The 15871-nt window shown below is 60.0% G+C and carries 15 protein-coding genes; 9 read left to right on the plus strand and 6 right to left on the minus strand.

Annotation, left to right across the window (positions count from 1 at the left end; all coding sequences use genetic code 11):
- Positions 1-45: 45 nt before the first annotated feature.
- From JZX87_RS01745 to lysS, 3 genes are all read left to right on the plus strand, one after another.
- Positions 46-1815: an SLC13 family permease gene (locus JZX87_RS01745; protein ID WP_206823245.1), complete on the plus strand. Its 1770-nt coding sequence runs from the start codon at positions 46-48 to the stop codon at positions 1813-1815.
- A 126-nt stretch (positions 1816-1941) separates the two neighbouring features.
- Positions 1942-3399, plus strand: a complete 1458-nt coding sequence (gene gltX / locus JZX87_RS01750; RefSeq protein ID WP_206823247.1) for a glutamate--tRNA ligase — start codon at positions 1942-1944, stop codon at positions 3397-3399.
- Positions 3400-3600: 201 nt separating this feature from the next.
- Positions 3601-5100, plus strand: coding sequence for a lysine--tRNA ligase (gene lysS, locus JZX87_RS01755; RefSeq protein WP_206823248.1), 1500 nt, complete (start codon positions 3601-3603; stop codon positions 5098-5100).
- 74 nt (positions 5101-5174) lie between these two features.
- On the opposite strand, the gene JZX87_RS01760 is transcribed toward lysS, so the two are convergent.
- The 3 genes from JZX87_RS01760 to JZX87_RS01770 all read right to left on the minus strand — a co-directional run bounded on the left by JZX87_RS01760 (position 5175) and on the right by JZX87_RS01770 (position 7040).
- Positions 5175-5495, minus strand: a complete 321-nt coding sequence (locus tag JZX87_RS01760) for a hypothetical protein (protein ID WP_206823250.1) — start codon at positions 5493-5495, stop codon at positions 5175-5177.
- Positions 5495-5677, minus strand: a complete 183-nt coding sequence (locus JZX87_RS01765; RefSeq protein ID WP_206823253.1) for a hypothetical protein — start codon at positions 5675-5677, stop codon at positions 5495-5497. Before JZX87_RS01765 ends, JZX87_RS01760 begins: the two co-directional genes overlap by 1 nt.
- Positions 5678-5744: 67 nt before the next feature.
- Positions 5745-7040, minus strand: coding sequence for a prolipoprotein diacylglyceryl transferase (locus JZX87_RS01770; RefSeq protein WP_206823262.1), 1296 nt, complete (start codon positions 7038-7040; stop codon positions 5745-5747).
- A 226-nt stretch (positions 7041-7266) separates the two neighbouring features.
- On the opposite strand from JZX87_RS01770, the gene JZX87_RS01775 reads away from it, so the two are divergent.
- The 6 genes from JZX87_RS01775 (at position 7267) to JZX87_RS01800 (ending at position 12612) form a co-directional block, all read left to right on the plus strand.
- Positions 7267-8166, plus strand: coding sequence for a metal ABC transporter substrate-binding protein (locus tag JZX87_RS01775; protein ID WP_206823264.1), 900 nt, complete (start codon positions 7267-7269; stop codon positions 8164-8166).
- Positions 8163-9074, plus strand: coding sequence for a manganese/iron ABC transporter ATP-binding protein (locus JZX87_RS01780; protein WP_206823265.1), 912 nt, complete (start codon positions 8163-8165; stop codon positions 9072-9074). Before JZX87_RS01775 ends, JZX87_RS01780 begins: the two co-directional genes overlap by 4 nt.
- Positions 9055-9930, plus strand: a complete 876-nt coding sequence (locus JZX87_RS01785; RefSeq protein ID WP_206823266.1) for a metal ABC transporter permease — start codon at positions 9055-9057, stop codon at positions 9928-9930. Before JZX87_RS01780 ends, JZX87_RS01785 begins: the two co-directional genes overlap by 20 nt.
- Positions 9927-10760, plus strand: coding sequence for a metal ABC transporter permease (locus JZX87_RS01790; RefSeq protein WP_206823269.1), 834 nt, complete (start codon positions 9927-9929; stop codon positions 10758-10760). The genes JZX87_RS01785 and JZX87_RS01790 overlap by 4 nt, the downstream gene beginning before the upstream one ends.
- A gap of 61 nt (positions 10761-10821) precedes the next feature.
- Entirely contained in the window at positions 10822-11223 is a 402-nt protein-coding gene (locus JZX87_RS01795; RefSeq protein WP_206823280.1) for a MarR family winged helix-turn-helix transcriptional regulator, read from the plus strand.
- 93 nt (positions 11224-11316) lie between these two features.
- Positions 11317-12612: an MFS transporter gene (locus JZX87_RS01800; RefSeq protein WP_206823282.1), complete on the plus strand. Its 1296-nt coding sequence runs from the start codon at positions 11317-11319 to the stop codon at positions 12610-12612.
- Positions 12613-12616: 4 nt separating this feature from the next.
- Here JZX87_RS01800 and JZX87_RS01805 read toward each other — a convergent pair whose 3' ends face one another.
- From JZX87_RS01805 to tal, 3 genes are all read right to left on the minus strand, one after another.
- Positions 12617-12805: a hypothetical protein gene (locus tag JZX87_RS01805; RefSeq protein WP_206823284.1), complete on the minus strand. Its 189-nt coding sequence runs from the start codon at positions 12803-12805 to the stop codon at positions 12617-12619.
- Between the two features lie 101 nt (positions 12806-12906).
- Positions 12907-14616, minus strand: coding sequence for a methyl-accepting chemotaxis protein (locus JZX87_RS01810; protein WP_206823286.1), 1710 nt, complete (start codon positions 14614-14616; stop codon positions 12907-12909).
- 194 nt (positions 14617-14810) lie between these two features.
- The gene (tal, locus tag JZX87_RS01815) at positions 14811-15776 is read right to left on the minus strand and encodes a transaldolase (protein WP_206823289.1); all 966 of its coding nucleotides are present in this window, start codon (positions 15774-15776) and stop codon (positions 14811-14813) included.
- Positions 15777-15871: the final 95 nt, after the last annotated feature.

Consider the following 15871-nt stretch of genomic DNA (forward strand, 5'->3'; position numbering starts at 1 on the left):
ACTCGAAACCGCCCACCTCGCCGTACGCATACCCCCCGGAGCCGCATGACAACCCAGCAGATCCTCGCCTTCGCCGTCATCGCCGCGATGATGGCAGTGTTCATCTGGGATCGGTTTCGCTATGATGTGGTCGCCTGTTGCGCGCTGGTTCTGGCCGTGGCGCTCGGTGTTGTGCCGACCGACCAGGCATTTTCCGGCTTTTCCGACGACATCGTCATTATCGTCGGCTCGGCACTGGTCGTCTCGGCGGGCGTTGCCCGATCCGGTATCGTCGATCTGGCGATCAAGAAGTTCTTCCCGAATCTCGACACGCTGCACACCCAGCTTGCGCTGTTGATGATCGTCGTGGCGGTTCTCTCCGCCTTCATCAAGAATATCGGTGCGCTGGCCATCATGATGCCGGTCGCCTTCCAGTTCGCCAAGAAATCCGGTGCCTCGCCGTCGAAATACCTGATGCCGATGGCTTTTTCGGCGCTGCTCGGCGGGCTGATGACGCAAATCGGCACCTCGCCCAATATCGTCGTCTCACGCATCCGCGAAGAGCTGACCGGCCAGTCCTTCACCATGTTCGACTTCACCCCGATGGGTGTCATCCTCTGTCTCGTCGGCATCACCTTCCTGCTCTTTTTCCACTGGCTGGTGCCCAGCCGCACGAAGGAAAACCACTCGATCGAGGAAGCCGTCGAGATCAAGAACTACACCTCGGAAGTGATGGTGACGGCGCAATCCACCGTGCTCGAAAAGCGGCTGGGCGAACTGCTGAAACTCGGCGATGGCGAAGTGATCGCCAATGCCGTGCTGCGCGGCACCGCCCGCATGGCGCCATTCCCGGACCTGAGCCTACGGGAAAACGACATCGTGATGCTCGAAGGCCCATCCAAGGCGCTGGACCGCATTGTCTCGAACGCCAAGCTGCAATTATCCGGCAAGCCGCTGACCGGCGAACAGGCGCAGGGCGACATCATATCGGTCGAGGCGATCATCAGCCAGGAATCGCCGCTGAAGGGTCTCTCCGCCAAGGAACTGGCACTCTCCTACACACGCGGCGTCAACCTTCTGGCAATCAGCCGCCACGGCGAACGCCTGAAAGAGCGTCTCGGCAGCCTGACGCTTGCGGCCGGCGACGTGATCGTGCTGCAGGGCTCGCGAAAGACCATGCCCACCATCATGCAGGATTTCTCCCTCCTGCCTCTAGCCCAGCGGGAAGTGCTGCTCGGCACCCGGCGCCGCGCCTTCATTCCGCTCATCATCCTTGCGCTCGCTATGGCGGCTACTGCCGTCAGCCTCGCCCCGGTTCCGGTCGCCTTCTTCGCCGCAGCCCTCGGCATGGTCGTCTTCCGCTGCATACCGCTGACCGATTTCTACAAGTCCGTCGACGGGCCGATCCTCGTCATGCTGGCAGCGCTCATTCCCGTCTCCGACAGCCTGCGCACGACAGGCGGCAGCGACCTCATCGCCGGCTGGCTTGGCGAGGTCGCGGCCACCTTGCCTGCCTGGGGCGCCCTTGGCCTCATCCTCATAACCGCCATGGCCGTCACTCCCTTCCTCAACAATGCGGCAACGGTGCTGGTCATGGGGCCGATCGCGGCAAGCTTTGCCACCAGTCTCGGCTTCAAGCCCGAGGCCTTCCTGATGGCGGTTGCGATCGGCGCAGGCTGCGATTTTCTCACCCCGGTCGGCCACCAGTGCAACACGCTGGTTTTTGGTCCGGGCGGTTACAAATTCTCCGATTACCCCCGCCTCGGCCTGCCCTTGTCCGTCCTCATCATCCTCGTCAGCATTCCGGCCCTGCTCTATGTTTGGCCGGTCGCCTAACCCCGAGGGGCGTCACATTCCCAAAAACCTTGACGCTTCGGCCTGAATATGGCCTAAGCCTGCCCCAATCCCTATTCCCGGAACAGGCTGGGCGCATCCAGTTGCGCCTCGAATTAGAGCAGCACAATGATCAATCCGACCCCACGTGTCCGCATCGCCCCCTCGCCCACCGGCGAGCCGCATGTCGGTACCGCCTATATCGCCCTTTTCAACTACCTCTTTGCCCAGAAGAATGGCGGCGAGTTCATCCTGCGCATCGAGGATACCGATGCCACCCGCTCGACGCTCGAATTCGAGGAGCGGGTTCTGGATGCGCTGAAATGGACGGGCCTGAAATGGTCGGAAGGCCCGGATGTCGGCGGCCCCTACGGTCCTTACCGCCAGTCCGAGCGCAAGGACATGTACCAGCCTTTCGCACAGGACCTGCTCGACAAGGGCCATGCCTTCCGCTGCTTCTGCACGCCCGAGCGGCTTGAGCAGATGCGCGAAGGCCAGCGCGCCGCCGGCAAGCCACCGAAATACGATGGTCTCTGCCTGCATCTGACGGCGGAAGAAGTCACCTCGAAAATGGCTGCCGGCGAAAGCTCCGTCGTGCGCATGAAAATCCCGACCGAGGGCTCCTGCGACTTTACCGACGGCGTTTATGGCGACGTCTCGATCCCGTGGGATTCTGTTGACATGCAGGTGCTCATCAAGGGCGACGGCATGCCGACCTATCACATGGCAAACGTCATCGACGACCACCTGATGAAGATCACCCACGTCGCCCGCGGCGAGGAGTGGCTGGCATCGGTGCCGAAGCACATCCTGCTTTACCGTTATTTCGGCTGGGAAGCTCCCGTCTGGATGCACCTGTCGCTGATGCGCAATGCCGACAAGTCCAAGCTCTCCAAGCGCAAGAACCCGACCTCGATCAGCTACTACTCGGCGCTCGGCTACCTGCCGGAAGCCCTGATGAACTTCCTTGGCCTGTTCTTCGTGCAGATCGCCGAAGGCGAAGAACTGCTGACCATGGAAGAACTGGCCGGAAAATTTGATCCGGAAGCCTTGTCCAAGGCGGGCGCCATCTTCGACCTGCAAAAGCTCGAATGGCTGAACGGCCGCTGGCTGCGCGAAAAGCTGACGCCGGAGGAATTCGTCGCCCGCACGCTCGAATGGGCCATGGAAAACGATCGCCTTAAGCAGGGCCTGCTGCACTCGCAGAGCCGCATCACCAAGCTCGGCGACCTGCCGAACCTTGCAGGCTTCCTGCTCGCCGCCGATGTCGGCCTCACGCCGGCATCCTTCTCCGGCCTGAAGACCTCGCCGGAAGATACGCTGCTGATCATCAACACGGTCCAGGCCGACATCGAAAAGATGGTCGAGTGGAACGTGGAAGCGATCGACGCGGAACTGCGCGCCGTTGCCGATAAGCTGGAGAAGAAACTCCGCGTCGTCACCCCGCCGCTCTTCATCGCCATGTCCGGCTCGTCGCGCTCGCTGCCGCTGTTCGACTCGATGGCCATCCTCGGCCGCTCCGTCGTACGCCAGCGCCTGAAGATCGCAGCAACGGTCGTCGCCTCAATGATGGGCGACGGGAAGTAAATTAGGAAATAGTGCCGGCCCCTCATCCGCCTGCCGGCACCTTCTCCCCGTAAGGACGGGGAGAAGGACGCAAGAGGCAAACTCTGCAGCCACCCTCAAACGTCGAGCGTGGCACGTCCCCTCGCCCCGCCTGCGGGGAGAGGGTTCGGGTGAGGGGCAGTCACACGGCACAAGACCACAAGCCGTCACAGGAACTAGAATATGACCGACACGACAAAGACCGAAACCGCCCTCTCCTCCGACGTCACCGAAGTGCGCGCGCAAAAGCTTGCAAAGCTGCGCGAAACCATCGGCGATGTCTATCCGGCACATTTCCATCGCACCATGACCAATGCGGAACTGGCTGCGAAATACGAGGCGCTGGAGCCGGACACGGAAACTCAGGACGTCGTCACCGTCGCCGGCCGCGTTTATTCCTCTCGCAATTCCGGCATGTTCATGGACATCCATGACGCCTCGGGAAAGATCCAGATCTTCTCCCACAAGGACGTCACGCCGGAAGAAGCGCGCAACATGCTGCCGCTGATCGATCTCGGCGACATTATCGGCGTCACCGGCACCGTGCGCCGCACCAAGCGCGGCGAGCTTTCGATCAACGCGCAGCAGATCACCATGCTGACAAAGGCGCTTCTCCCCATGCCGGAAAAGTGGAACGGCATCGCCGATATCGAGATCCGTTATCGCAAACGCCACCTCGACATCATGAGCAACGAAGAATCGAAGCTGCGCTTCCAGCAGCGCTCGAAGATCGTTTCCGGCATCCGCCACTTCATGGAAAACGACGGCTTCTTGGAAGTCGAAACCCCGATGCTGCAGACGGTTTATGGCGGCGCCACTGCCGATCCGTTTAAGACCTTCCACAACACGCTGAAGATGGACATGTACCTGCGCATCGCGCCGGAACTGTTCTTGAAGCGCACGCTGGTCTCGGGCCTGTCCGACAAGGTGTTCGAGATCAACCGCAACTTCCGCAACGAAGGTGTTTCCACCCGGCACAATCCTGAATTCACCATGATGGAATGCTACTGGGCCTACGCCGATTACGAGGACGTCATGGACCTCGTCGAGCGCCTATTCGAAACGCTCGCCGTTTCGATCCACGGCACCCCGGAAGTCACCTTCGGCGACAAGCAGATCTCCTTCAAGGGGCCGTTCAAGCGCGTGCCCATGCCCGACGCCGTCAAGGAAGCGACCGGGATCGACTTCCTCGCAATTAAGACCGACGAGGAAGCCCGCGCTGCCGCCAAGGCAGCCGGTTTCGAAGTCGAGAAGGACTGGACCTGGGGCGAATGCCTTGCCTTCATCTTTGAAGAAAAGGTTGAGGGCACGCTGATCCAGCCGAGCCACGTCACCCACTTCCCGAAGGACATCTCGCCGTTTGCCAAGGAAGTTCCGGGCGAGCCGCGCCTCGTCGAACGCTTCGAGACCTATTGCAACGCCTGGGAAGTCGGCAATGCCTTCTCCGAACTGAACGACCCGGAAGAGCAGCGCAAGCGCATGGTAGAGCAGCTCGAACAGGCCCATGCGCGCGGCGAGAAGGACAAGCAGCTCGACGACGAATTCCTTGACGCGATCGATCAGGGCATGCCCCCGGCCGGTGGCCTCGGCATCGGCGTCGACCGCCTCGTCATGCTTCTGACCAACGCCCCGTCGATCCGCGACGTCATCCTCTTCCCGGCCCGCAAGGCCAAGGCGGACTAAGGAACGAAACTCTGCCTCCTTCCGCTCTATGGGAGGGAGGCAGTCCTGATTAGACAGCTAATCAAACAAAGGCATCAGTCCTCACATCTGACTGCAGCGCAAGTGTCGGTAAAGGTGAAAGTCAGATCAACTCGGCTGGCTGATTTCACTTCCAGAACGAGATGGCCTTTACGACCAGTCGAGCACATCAGCGTATCAAACGCTACACTCTTGCTGTCGCAGACGATGTTCGAGATGACATAAGCTTCCCGATCAACATAGTCGATTGCCTCCACAGCCACGCGGCCATCACGAACAAAGATGTGATACTCAGAGCGGCCGTCATCACTATCCCACTCTGCTCTCCATCGCCCAAGCAAAGCCATGGGCAGGTTCAGATATGTGACGTTGGTCATTATCGCTCTTCTTTCAGAAGTGCATTTAACGCCTCGGGCAAAAGCTTGCGCAGTTGGCGCTCCGCATCACGATCATATCGACGATCGTCAGGCTCCTGCCCCTTTTGCGCAGGCCTAGCGACTTGGCGCAGATAGAGTTCTATTTCAGCTGTTTGGCGGCTGCGCTTGTCCCGTTTTGCCATATGTCCCTCACCACAGCCGCGGCCTTAACGATGAGGCGCCAGCCGTTTGAAGGTACAGGGGGGCCCGTCAATCCGCTGGCGGTGCAGCATTCGCCGCAGGCGCTGCCTGTTGCGCTCTGAATTTTTCCAGCCATGCGGCACCGGCCGTATCGGCTGCGCTTGCACCGGAAGCCGCAGACTGCGGTCCTCCCGCATGAGCTTCTGCTTGCGCAGCCTCAGTAGTAGCCTTCGGCTGGCCTTCACCGCCAGCTGCAGTCCCGGAATGAACCTCGTCAGCCGCATCCGACTTCGACCAACCCTTGCCACCCTCGGCCGTTGTTCTCGGCTCACGCGCAGGTTCTGAGGCCTGCTTGGCCTCATCCCCTGCATCAGCCTTGGCTTCCTTCTGCGCGGGAGCGGCCGGCTCATCGGCAGAACTGCCAAGGATCATGCTCTTTGCCTGATCGAAAAAGCTTTTTTCTGCGGCAGGCTTGTCAGTGGAGGAAGTCTCTGTCTTTGCAGCCTGCGCGCCATGGTTTTCACCGGAAGGCGCGGCTGCTGCAGGAACAGCCTTTTCCTCGCCCTGACCTGCCTCATGACCGGCAGTAGCTTCTTCCTTCGCACCGAAAACCATGCCGGTAATCGAACTGAGGAAACCACCGCTTTCAACGGCGGCGACCTCTTCGCTTTTTGCTTCGCTTTCGGCGCTGGCACCTTCTGCCGCCGGCGCTGCACCATGGCCAGAAGCCTTCTCGCTGCCGCCGGCCGGCGCTCCATGTCCGGACGCCTTTGGTTCTGCCTTGGCCGCCTCACTGCCCTCTGGCAAGGACGGGTCGATGCAGTCTGCCTTGTCGGTCAGATGCGCGTCGAGATGCTCGATATCCTCCAGCGGAAGATCGACCCGCATGCCGTAGAAATGGCCGCTGGCGCTCGGTGCGCCATCGAGATAATAAGCGGAGTAATTCTCGGTCTGCCCACCTGCTGGGATCTTGGCAGGGTTTGGAATGTAGACGACCTGCGCGGCAATCGCGCGGCCGCGCATGTCCGCGGTATCCTTGGGGCCGGCGCTGTCGATCATGGCGACCTGCACGAGACCGGCCTTTTCCTTTTCCTGCACCGCCCGTGCCACGCGCAAGGCCGTCTTCAGCCGCGAAATTCCGTCACCGGCCTGGTCGCTGGTTACATATTTGCGCACCCATATGCTGCCGTCGCGGCGCATCTTCTGCGTCTGCAGCGTCGTACAGGTCAGGCCGTTTATATCTTTATAGGATGGGCCAAGGATCTTGTCAGTTCCGATCAGCACCGCTGCCGAGCCGCTCGCGCCACAAAGAACCAACGCACCGCTGAGAAGGAAGATGAATTTCTTCGACAGCCGGATCTTCATTCGCCAACACCCGGCATAGTCAACTCCAGTTACGCAATACAAGTCATGGAACAATGAGGGCATATTCGCCCAATCTTATTGAAGAAACTTTAAGCGGATTTGTCAGGCCGCCGTTCCAAATCGGGACTCCATGCTTATTGCGAATGATTTGCAACAGCGTTGACAGACAGATTTTTGCCGCTAGATTAAATTGCGAATGATTTGCAACAGCAATAACGGATCACGAATGTCGTTTTTGAGAATTGCATGCCTCGGCACCGGCCTCCTTGCCGGCCTGCTCTCCCTGCCCTTTTCCGCTGCGGCTGAGGAGAAGCCGAAGGTCGTCACCACCTTCACCATCATCGCCGACATGGCGAAGAACGTCGCAGGCGATGCAGCTGATGTCGAAAGCATCACCAAGCCCGGCGCCGAGATCCACAATTATCAGCCGACGCCGCGCGACCTCCTGCGCGCCCGTGACGCCGATCTGGTTCTGCGCAACGGCCTCAACCTCGAACTCTGGTTCGAACGCTTCCTCAAAAATCTCGGAGATGTGAAAAACGTCACCGTTTCGGATGGCGTCACCCCCATGTCGATTGCCGGGGGCGCCTATCAGGGCAAGCCCAACCCGCATTCCTGGATGTCGCCCGAAAATGCCGTCATCTATGTCGAAAACATCCGCAAGGGCCTGACCGAGATCGACCCGGCCAATGCAGAAACCTATGCCGCAAATGCCAAGGCCTATACGGACAAGATACGGGCCGAGGTTCAGCCGATCCGCGACGAGCTGGCAAGACTGCCGGAAAATCACCGTTGGCTCGTCACCAGCGAAGGCGCCTTCTCCTATCTTGCCCGCGATTTCGGCCTCAAGGAACTGTATCTCTGGCCGGTCAATGCCGACAGCCAGGGCACGCCGCAACAGGTTCGCGCCGTCATCGATGCCATGCGCGAGCATGATGTGAAGGTGATCTTCTCCGAAAGCACCGTCTCCGACAAGCCGGCAAAACAGGTCGCCTCCGAAACCGGCGCGACCTATGGCGGAGTGCTTTACGTGGACTCGCTCAGCGAAGCCGACGGCCCGGTTCCGACCTATCTCGATCTGTTGCGCATCACCTCCGAAACCATTGCAAAAGGTCTCGCGCAATGAGGATGGGCAAGACCAAGCCGGTGACAACCGGCATCAGGCTGGACAATGTCAGCGTCGCCTACCGAAATGGTCATACGGCGCTGAAACATGCCAGTTTCGAAGTGCCTAAAGGCACGATCACGGCACTTGTCGGCGTCAATGGCGCCGGCAAGTCGACGCTGTTCAAGGCCATTATGGGCTTCGTCAGGCTGACCGAAGGCTCGGTTGAAATCCTTGGAATGCCCGCCCGTGAGGCTTTGAAAAAGAACCTCGTCGCCTATGTGCCGCAGTCCGAAGAGGTCGACTGGAATTTTCCGGTTCTAGTCGAGGACGTGGTGATGATGGGCCGTTACGGTCACATGAATTTCCTCCGCATCCCGTCGCGCCGCGACCACGACATGGTCACCGAGGCGCTAAAACGGGTGAACATGCTCGAATACCGCAAGCGCCAGATCGGCGAGCTTTCCGGCGGCCAGCGCAAGCGGGTTTTCCTTGCCCGCGCGCTGGCACAGGAAGGCCAGGTCATCCTGCTCGACGAGCCCTTCACCGGCGTCGATGTGACGACCGAGGAACAGATCGTCGCACTCCTCAAGGCCCTGCGCGACGAGGGCCGGGTCATGCTGGTTTCCACCCACAATCTCGGCAGCGTGCCGGATTTCTGCGACCGCACCGTCTTCGTCAAGGGCACCGTCATCGCCTATGGCAAGACGGCCGACACGTTCAACGAGGCCAATCTGGAAAAGGCATTCGGAGGCGTGCTGCGCCATTTCATCCTCGGCGGTGCCGACCTGCATGACGACGCCGATCCGCGCCGCGTCAAGGTCATCACCGATGACGAACGCCCCTTCGTCACCTATGGGAACGGCACGGAAAAAACCAAGGTGAAAAAGAAGAAGAAGGACGGCGTCGATGCTCCAGACGCTTCTTGAACCCTTTACCTACGGCTACATGCTGAATGCCATCTGGGTCTCGGCCCTGGTCGGCGGCGTTTGCGGTTTTCTCTCCGCCTATCTGATGCTGAAGGGCTGGTCGCTGATCGGCGATGCGCTCTCGCATTCGATCGTTCCGGGCGTCGCCGGTGCCTATATGCTCGGCCTGCCCTTCTCGATCGGCGCCTTCATGTCCGGCGGCCTTGCAGCACTCGCCATGCTGTTTCTCAACCAGCGCACGCGGCTGAAGGAAGACGCCATTATCGGTCTGATCTTCACCTCCTTTTTCGGACTTGGCCTGTTCATGGTGTCGCTGTCGCCGACTTCGGTCGATATCCAGACCATCGTCATGGGCAACGTGCTCGCCATCAGCCCCGGCGATACGCTGCAACTCGTCATCATCGGCACCGTCAGCCTCATCGTCCTGACCTTGAAGTGGAAAGACCTGATGGTCGCCTTCTTCGATGAAAACCACGCCCGAACCATCGGCCTCAAGCCCAATGCGCTGAAGGTGATGTTCTTCGCCCTTCTCGCCGCCTCCACCGTCGCCGCCATGCAGACCGTCGGCGCTTTCCTCGTCATCGCCATGGTCGTCACGCCGGGCGCGACCGCCTATCTGCTCACCGACCGATTCCAGCGCGTCATCCTGTTGGCGCTCGGCATCGGTTCCGCCACCAGCTTCTTCGGTGCCTATCTCTCCTATTTCCTCGATGGCGCAACCGGCGGCATCATCGTCGTGCTGCAGACGGCCATATTCCTTATCGCTTTCGTTTTTGCACCCAAGCACGGCATGCTCGCCGCCCGCCGCCGGGTAAAGGCATCGCTGGAGGAAGCGGCCCCGGGGAGTGCAAGATGAGCGACTTCATCGATCTCCTCCTGTTCCCCTTCCAGATCGACTTCATGCGCACCGCCTTTGCCGTGACGCTGATGATCGCGCTGCCGATGGCGATCCTCTCCTGCTTCCTCATCCTCAAGGGCTGGTCGCTGATGGGCGACGCCGTCTCGCATGCCGTCCTGCCGGGCGTCGTCATCGCCTATATGCTGGCAATCCCCTTCTCGATCGGCGCCTTCATCGCCGGCATGGTCTGCGCACTGGCAACCGGTTTCCTGAAAGAAAACAGCCGCATCAAGGAAGACACCGTCCTCGGCATTGTCTTTTCAGGCATGTTCGGCCTCGGCCTCGTGCTCTACGTCAATGTCCAGGCCGATGTGCATCTCGATCACATCCTGTTCGGCGACATGCTCGGCATCCTGCCGCAGGACCTGATCGAGACGACGGTGATCGCCATCGCCGCCACCATCTTCCTCGTCATCTTCCGCAAGGACCTGCTGGTGCATGCCTTCGACGAGCAGCATGCCAAGGCGATCGGCCTGCCCACCCGCCTGCTGCATTACGGCCTGCTTGCCGTCCTGTCGCTGACGGTCGTCGGAGCCTTGAAGGCAATCGGCATCATCCTTTCGGTGGCCCTCCTGATCGCCCCCGGCGCCATCGCCTTCCTGCTGACCCGCCGTTTCACCGCCATGCTTTTGACGGCGGTCGCGGTCGCACTCGGCTGCTCCCTCGGCGGCATCTATCTGAGCTTTTTCCTCGATAGCGCCCCCGCCCCCACCATCGTGCTTCTGATGACGATAACCTTCATCGTCACCTTTATTCGCACCATGCTCGCCTCCCGCGCCGCGGCCTGATCAGGTCGCGGGCATATACCCGCTTGCATGACAGCAGATCCGGGTATATACACGCATCAAGATGTCGAACGATACATGCCACTGCATCCTGTTGCGCAAGGCGACCCGCAAGGTCTCGTCCTATTATGACGAGGCGCTGGCACCGCTTGGCGTCAATATCGGCCAGTTCAGCCTGCTCAGAAACATCAGGCGTATGGAGCCGGTGTCGCTGACCGATCTGGCGCACAAGGTCGAACTTGATCGATCGACCGTCGGTCGCAACGCCAAGGTGCTGGAACGGATGGAGCTGATCGCCATCGGCCACGGCGAGGATCAACGTGAGGCGGTACTGACCATCGCACCGAAAGGCCGCGAAATACTGGAACAGGGCGCGCCTCTTTGGGATGGCGTGCAGGACGATATCGAGGCCCGCCTCGGACAGGAAAAAGCAAGGCAGTTGCAGGATCTGCTCGCAGAACTCTGATTTTTTGAACAAGATACGGGTATCTACCCGCGAATGCGGGCAAATACCCACAAAAGGCAGCCGCACCCCGGCAGCAAACGAAGGGAACCACGAATGATATCGACAGGCGTTGCCGGCTGGATGGCGGCGAGAAAACTCCACTACGGATGGGTCGTTGCAGCAACCACCTTCCTGACCATGCTGGCAACCGCTGGTGCCATGGGTTCGGCCGGCGTGATGATCCAGCCGCTGCACCAGGAATTCGGCTGGGATATCGCAGACATCTCCACCGCCATGGCCGTTCGCCTTGTGCTGTTCGGTCTGCTCGGGCCTTTCGCCGCCGCCTTCATGAACCATTTCGGCGTCCGTCAGGTCGTATCGACGGCGCTCGGCATGATCATCTTCGGCATCGTCGCCTCCTTCTTCATGACCGAGGTCTGGCAGTTGCTGCTGCTCTGGGGTGTCGTCATCGGTGTCGGCACCGGCATGACGGCTCTGGTGCTTGGCGCAACCGTCGCCAGCCGCTGGTTTTCCAAGCGCCGCGGCCTCGTCATCGGCCTGATGACAGCGAGCAACGCCACCGGCCAGCTCGTATTTTTGCCCATACTCGCGGCCCTGACGGAAGCCTATGGATGGCGCACTGCCCTCACGCTGACCGTCGCCGTCCTCGCCACGACCTTCGTTCTCATCCTGCTGCTGATGCGTGACCACCCGGCCGATGTCGGCCTGCCCGCCTATGGCGAAACCGCAGTCAACAAGGCTCCGAAGCAGGACCACAAGCTTCTCGCCACACTTCTATCCCCGCTCGTCACCCTGAAAAGCGTTTCCGGCAATCCGATCTTCTGGGTTCTGTTCGGCACCTTCTTCGTCTGCGGCCTGTCCACCAACGGCCTCATACAGACCCACTGGATCTCGATCTGCGGTGATTTCGGCATGGCGGCAGTCACCGCCGCCGGCACGCTTGCCGTCATCGGCATTTTCGATTTTATCGGTACGATCTTCGCCGGCTGGCTTTCCGACCGTTACGACAACCGCATCCTGCTTTTCTGGTTCTACGGACTGCGCGGCCTATCGCTGATCTACCTGTCCATGTCTGGTTTCAGCACGCTCGAACTCTCCGTCTTTGCGATCTTCTATGGTCTAGACTGGGTGGCGACCGTACCGCCGACGGTCAAGCTCGCGGCGGAAAGCTTCGGTCGCGAGAAAGCCGGCCTCGTCTTCGGCTGGGTCTTCACCGGCCACCAGCTTGGGGCCGCAACCGCAGCCTTCGGTGCCGGCTGGTTCAAGAGCGACTACGACACCTACCTGCCCGCCCTGCAGATCGCAGGTGTCATGTGCATGCTTGCCGCAGTCTCTGTCATGCTGCTCCGGAAGCCGGCAAGCCCTGCCCCGCTATCCCAACCGGCCTGACTACTCAGACTCCGGGCCGGCAATCCATGCCGGCCCCTCCCCGCCGAAGCACTGTCGCTTCAATCCGGCTGTCCTTGGAATTCTTGAAGGCCTCCAGCGTCAGACTGACATAAAAGGCCACGATTATCGTCAGCAGCAACACCATCGCCGAAGTGCTGAGCAAGCCCGAATAGTCGTGAAACGCATCCATCATCTGTATCTCCAATCCTGTTTCTTCGGATTGAATCTACCGATCAACATCACCGGCTGATTTCCGTTTCGTTTCAAAATATGTCGGCCTTGTCAAAGGACGTATCAGGCCGCCCGTTTCGAACCAGTCTGGCCGGCCGAAGCCTCCGGTTCGCGGATGCGATTACGCCGGTTGAGCTTGAAGTGATTGACGAGTTCGACAAGCTGCGCTGCACCCGCTGCCAGCGACCGGCTGATCGTCGTCGTCTTTTCGACCATGACCGCATTCTGCTGGGTCATGCGGTCGAGCTGCGAAACCGTGCTGTTGATCTCCGAAAGGCCGGTTGCCTGCTCCTGCGCAGCCGTCGCCAATGACTGAACATTGCTGTCGATCGACACGACGAATGTCTCGATCTCGTGCAGCGCCGAACCGGTCTCATCCACCAGCCGCACGCCTTCCGTCACCTCGCGGCCCGACTTATCGATCAGCGTCTTGATCTCCTTGGCGGCAGTTGCCGAGCGCTGGGCAAGTTCGCGCACTTCCTGCGCAACAACGGCAAAGCCCTTGCCTGCCTCACCGGCGCGTGCCGCCTCGACACCCGCGTTAAGGGCCAGAAGATTGGTCTGGAAAGCGATCTCGTCGATCACGCCGATGATCTTGGTGATCTCGCCCGACGCATCCTCGATCCGCTTCATCGCCGTGATGGTTTCCTTGACGACTGTGGACGAAGCCGTTGCAGCCTCCAATGCATTCTTCACCAGCTTGCGCGTCTTGACGGTGTTGGCAGACGATGCGCGGATGGTCGAGGTCACCTGCTCCAATGCCGCAGACGCCTCCTCGAGCGATACCGCCTGCTCCTTGGTGCGGGCAGACATCTGATCGGCCGCCTCGTGCATCTCCTGGCTGGAGCCGTTCAGCATGCCGGTCTGTCTCAGCACGCCCATCAGCGTTTCCTGAAACGCGCCGATGGAGGCGTTGAAGTCCCGCCGCAAAGGCTCGAACTCGGAGCTGAACGGAACATCGATCGTCTGTCGGATATTGCAGTCCGCGAGACGCCCGAGCCCTGCGCCCAGTTCCTTCACCACAGTCATGCGCTCGGAAACATCCGTGGCAAACTTCACCACCTTGAACACACGGCCGCTGTCGTCGATGATCGGATTGTAGGAAGCCTGAATATAGATCGGCTCACCTTTTCTGTTGACCCGGGTAAACTGCCCCGTGGAGAACCGGCCTGCGCGAAGCTCGTGCCAAAATTGCTTGTATTCAGTGGAGCGCGCATAATCCGGCTCGCAGAACATCGAATGATTCCGCCCGACGATCTCGCCCAGTTGGTAGCCCAGCGCGTGGAGGAAATTCTCGTTCGCCGTGATGATCTCCCCTTCCGGGGTGAATTCGATCACCGCCTGCGCCCGAGACAGCGCCTCCAGCTTGCCGCGGTTTTCCAGCGCATCCTTGCGCGATGCCGTGATGTCCGTGGCGATCTTCACCACCTTGTAGGGTTTGTTGCCCTTGAAAAGCGGATTGTAGGAAGCCTCGATCCAGACCTCGCAACCGCCCTTGCCGAAACGCTTGTATTTGCCCTGGTCGAACTTGCCCTTCGCCAGCCCCGCCCAGAAATCCGCATAGTTCTTCGACGCGGCGTCCGTCGGATCGACAAAGATGCGGTGGTGCTTGCCGACGATCTCGGACAGCGAATAGCCGACCGTCCGGCAGAAATTCTCGTTGGCTGTCAGGATGATGCCGTTGAGGTCGAACTCGATGATCGCCTGCGAGCGATTGAGCGCCTCGACAAGGGCTGCGTTGGACTGCATGTGGCCGAAAGGCAAACCGACCATGGATATCTCCGCTTGGCTAATTTTGCCGGAAGGCTATCCACCTTTAATAAAGTTTAAGTTAATTAAGCACTTGATCGAATTCAACTTTACGGTGTTCAATAGCACTACGCCTCCCGCAATCAGAAGGCTGTTCGCCATGAAAAAGGCCCGCATCGAGGCGAGCCTTTCTGCTATGTTGGCGGTGGTTCTTGTGATCAGGCGGCAGCGAGCTGCAGTTCCTTGCTGACAAGGTTGCGAAGCGCAATCAGATCCTTGTTGAAGAGACGAATGCCGTCCGAGAGCTTTTCTGTCGCCATCTGGTCCTCGTTCAGCATCCAGCGGAAGGTCTTCTCGTCCATCTTGATCGGGGCGACGGCTTCGAACTTCTCCGGCGAAAGCTTGCGCTCCAGCGTGCCTTCGGCCTTGTCCAGCTCATCGAGCAGGTTCGGCGCGATCGTCAGACGGTCGCAACCGGCCAGCGCTTCGATCTCGCCCGTGTTGCGGAAGGAGGCACCCATGACGATCGTGGAGATGCCATTTGCCTTGTAGTAATTGTAGATCGAACGAACCGAAACGACGCCCGGATCGGTTTCAGCGGTGTAGTCCTGGCCGGTCGACTTCTTGTACCAGTCGAGAATACGGCCGACGAAGGGCGAGATCAGGAATGCCTTGGCATCCGCGCAGGCAACGGCCTGGGCATGGCTGAACAGCAGCGTCAGGTTGCAATCGATGCCTTCGGCCTGCAGCACTTCAGCAGCCTTGATACCTTCCCAGGTGGAAGCAAGCTTGATCAGGATACGCTCGCGCTCGATGCCACGCGCCTTGTAGGCAGCGATGATGTCATGCGCCTTCTTGATCGAGGCTTCGGTATCGAAGGAAAGGTCGGCGTCGACTTCGGTCGAGACGCGACCCGGAACGATCCCGGCCAGTGCAGCACCGACATCGATCGCCAGACGATCGGCTACGGCAACCGCAATCGCATCGTTATTGCCGCCCTGTTTGCGGCCCCAGGCAACGCCTTCCTTCACCTTGTCGGCAAAGATCGAGGTACCGATCGCCTTCAGAACGATCGAAGGGTTGGTGGTGCAATCGACCGGCTTGAGACGGGCAACGGCCTCGATGTCGCCGGTGTCGGCGACGACGGTGGTCATGGAACGAAGTTGCTCTAGTTTTGACGTCATCCGAATGTTCCTCACTGATGGCTGTCGGTGCTGGAGGCACCGATTTTGCTCCTCTGGCATGTTATCTAGATAACATCCGCGGAAGGTAAAGAAGT

Source organism: Agrobacterium sp. Ap1, from assembly GCF_017313375.1.
GTDB lineage: Bacteria > Pseudomonadota > Alphaproteobacteria > Rhizobiales > Rhizobiaceae > Neorhizobium > Neorhizobium cellulosilyticum.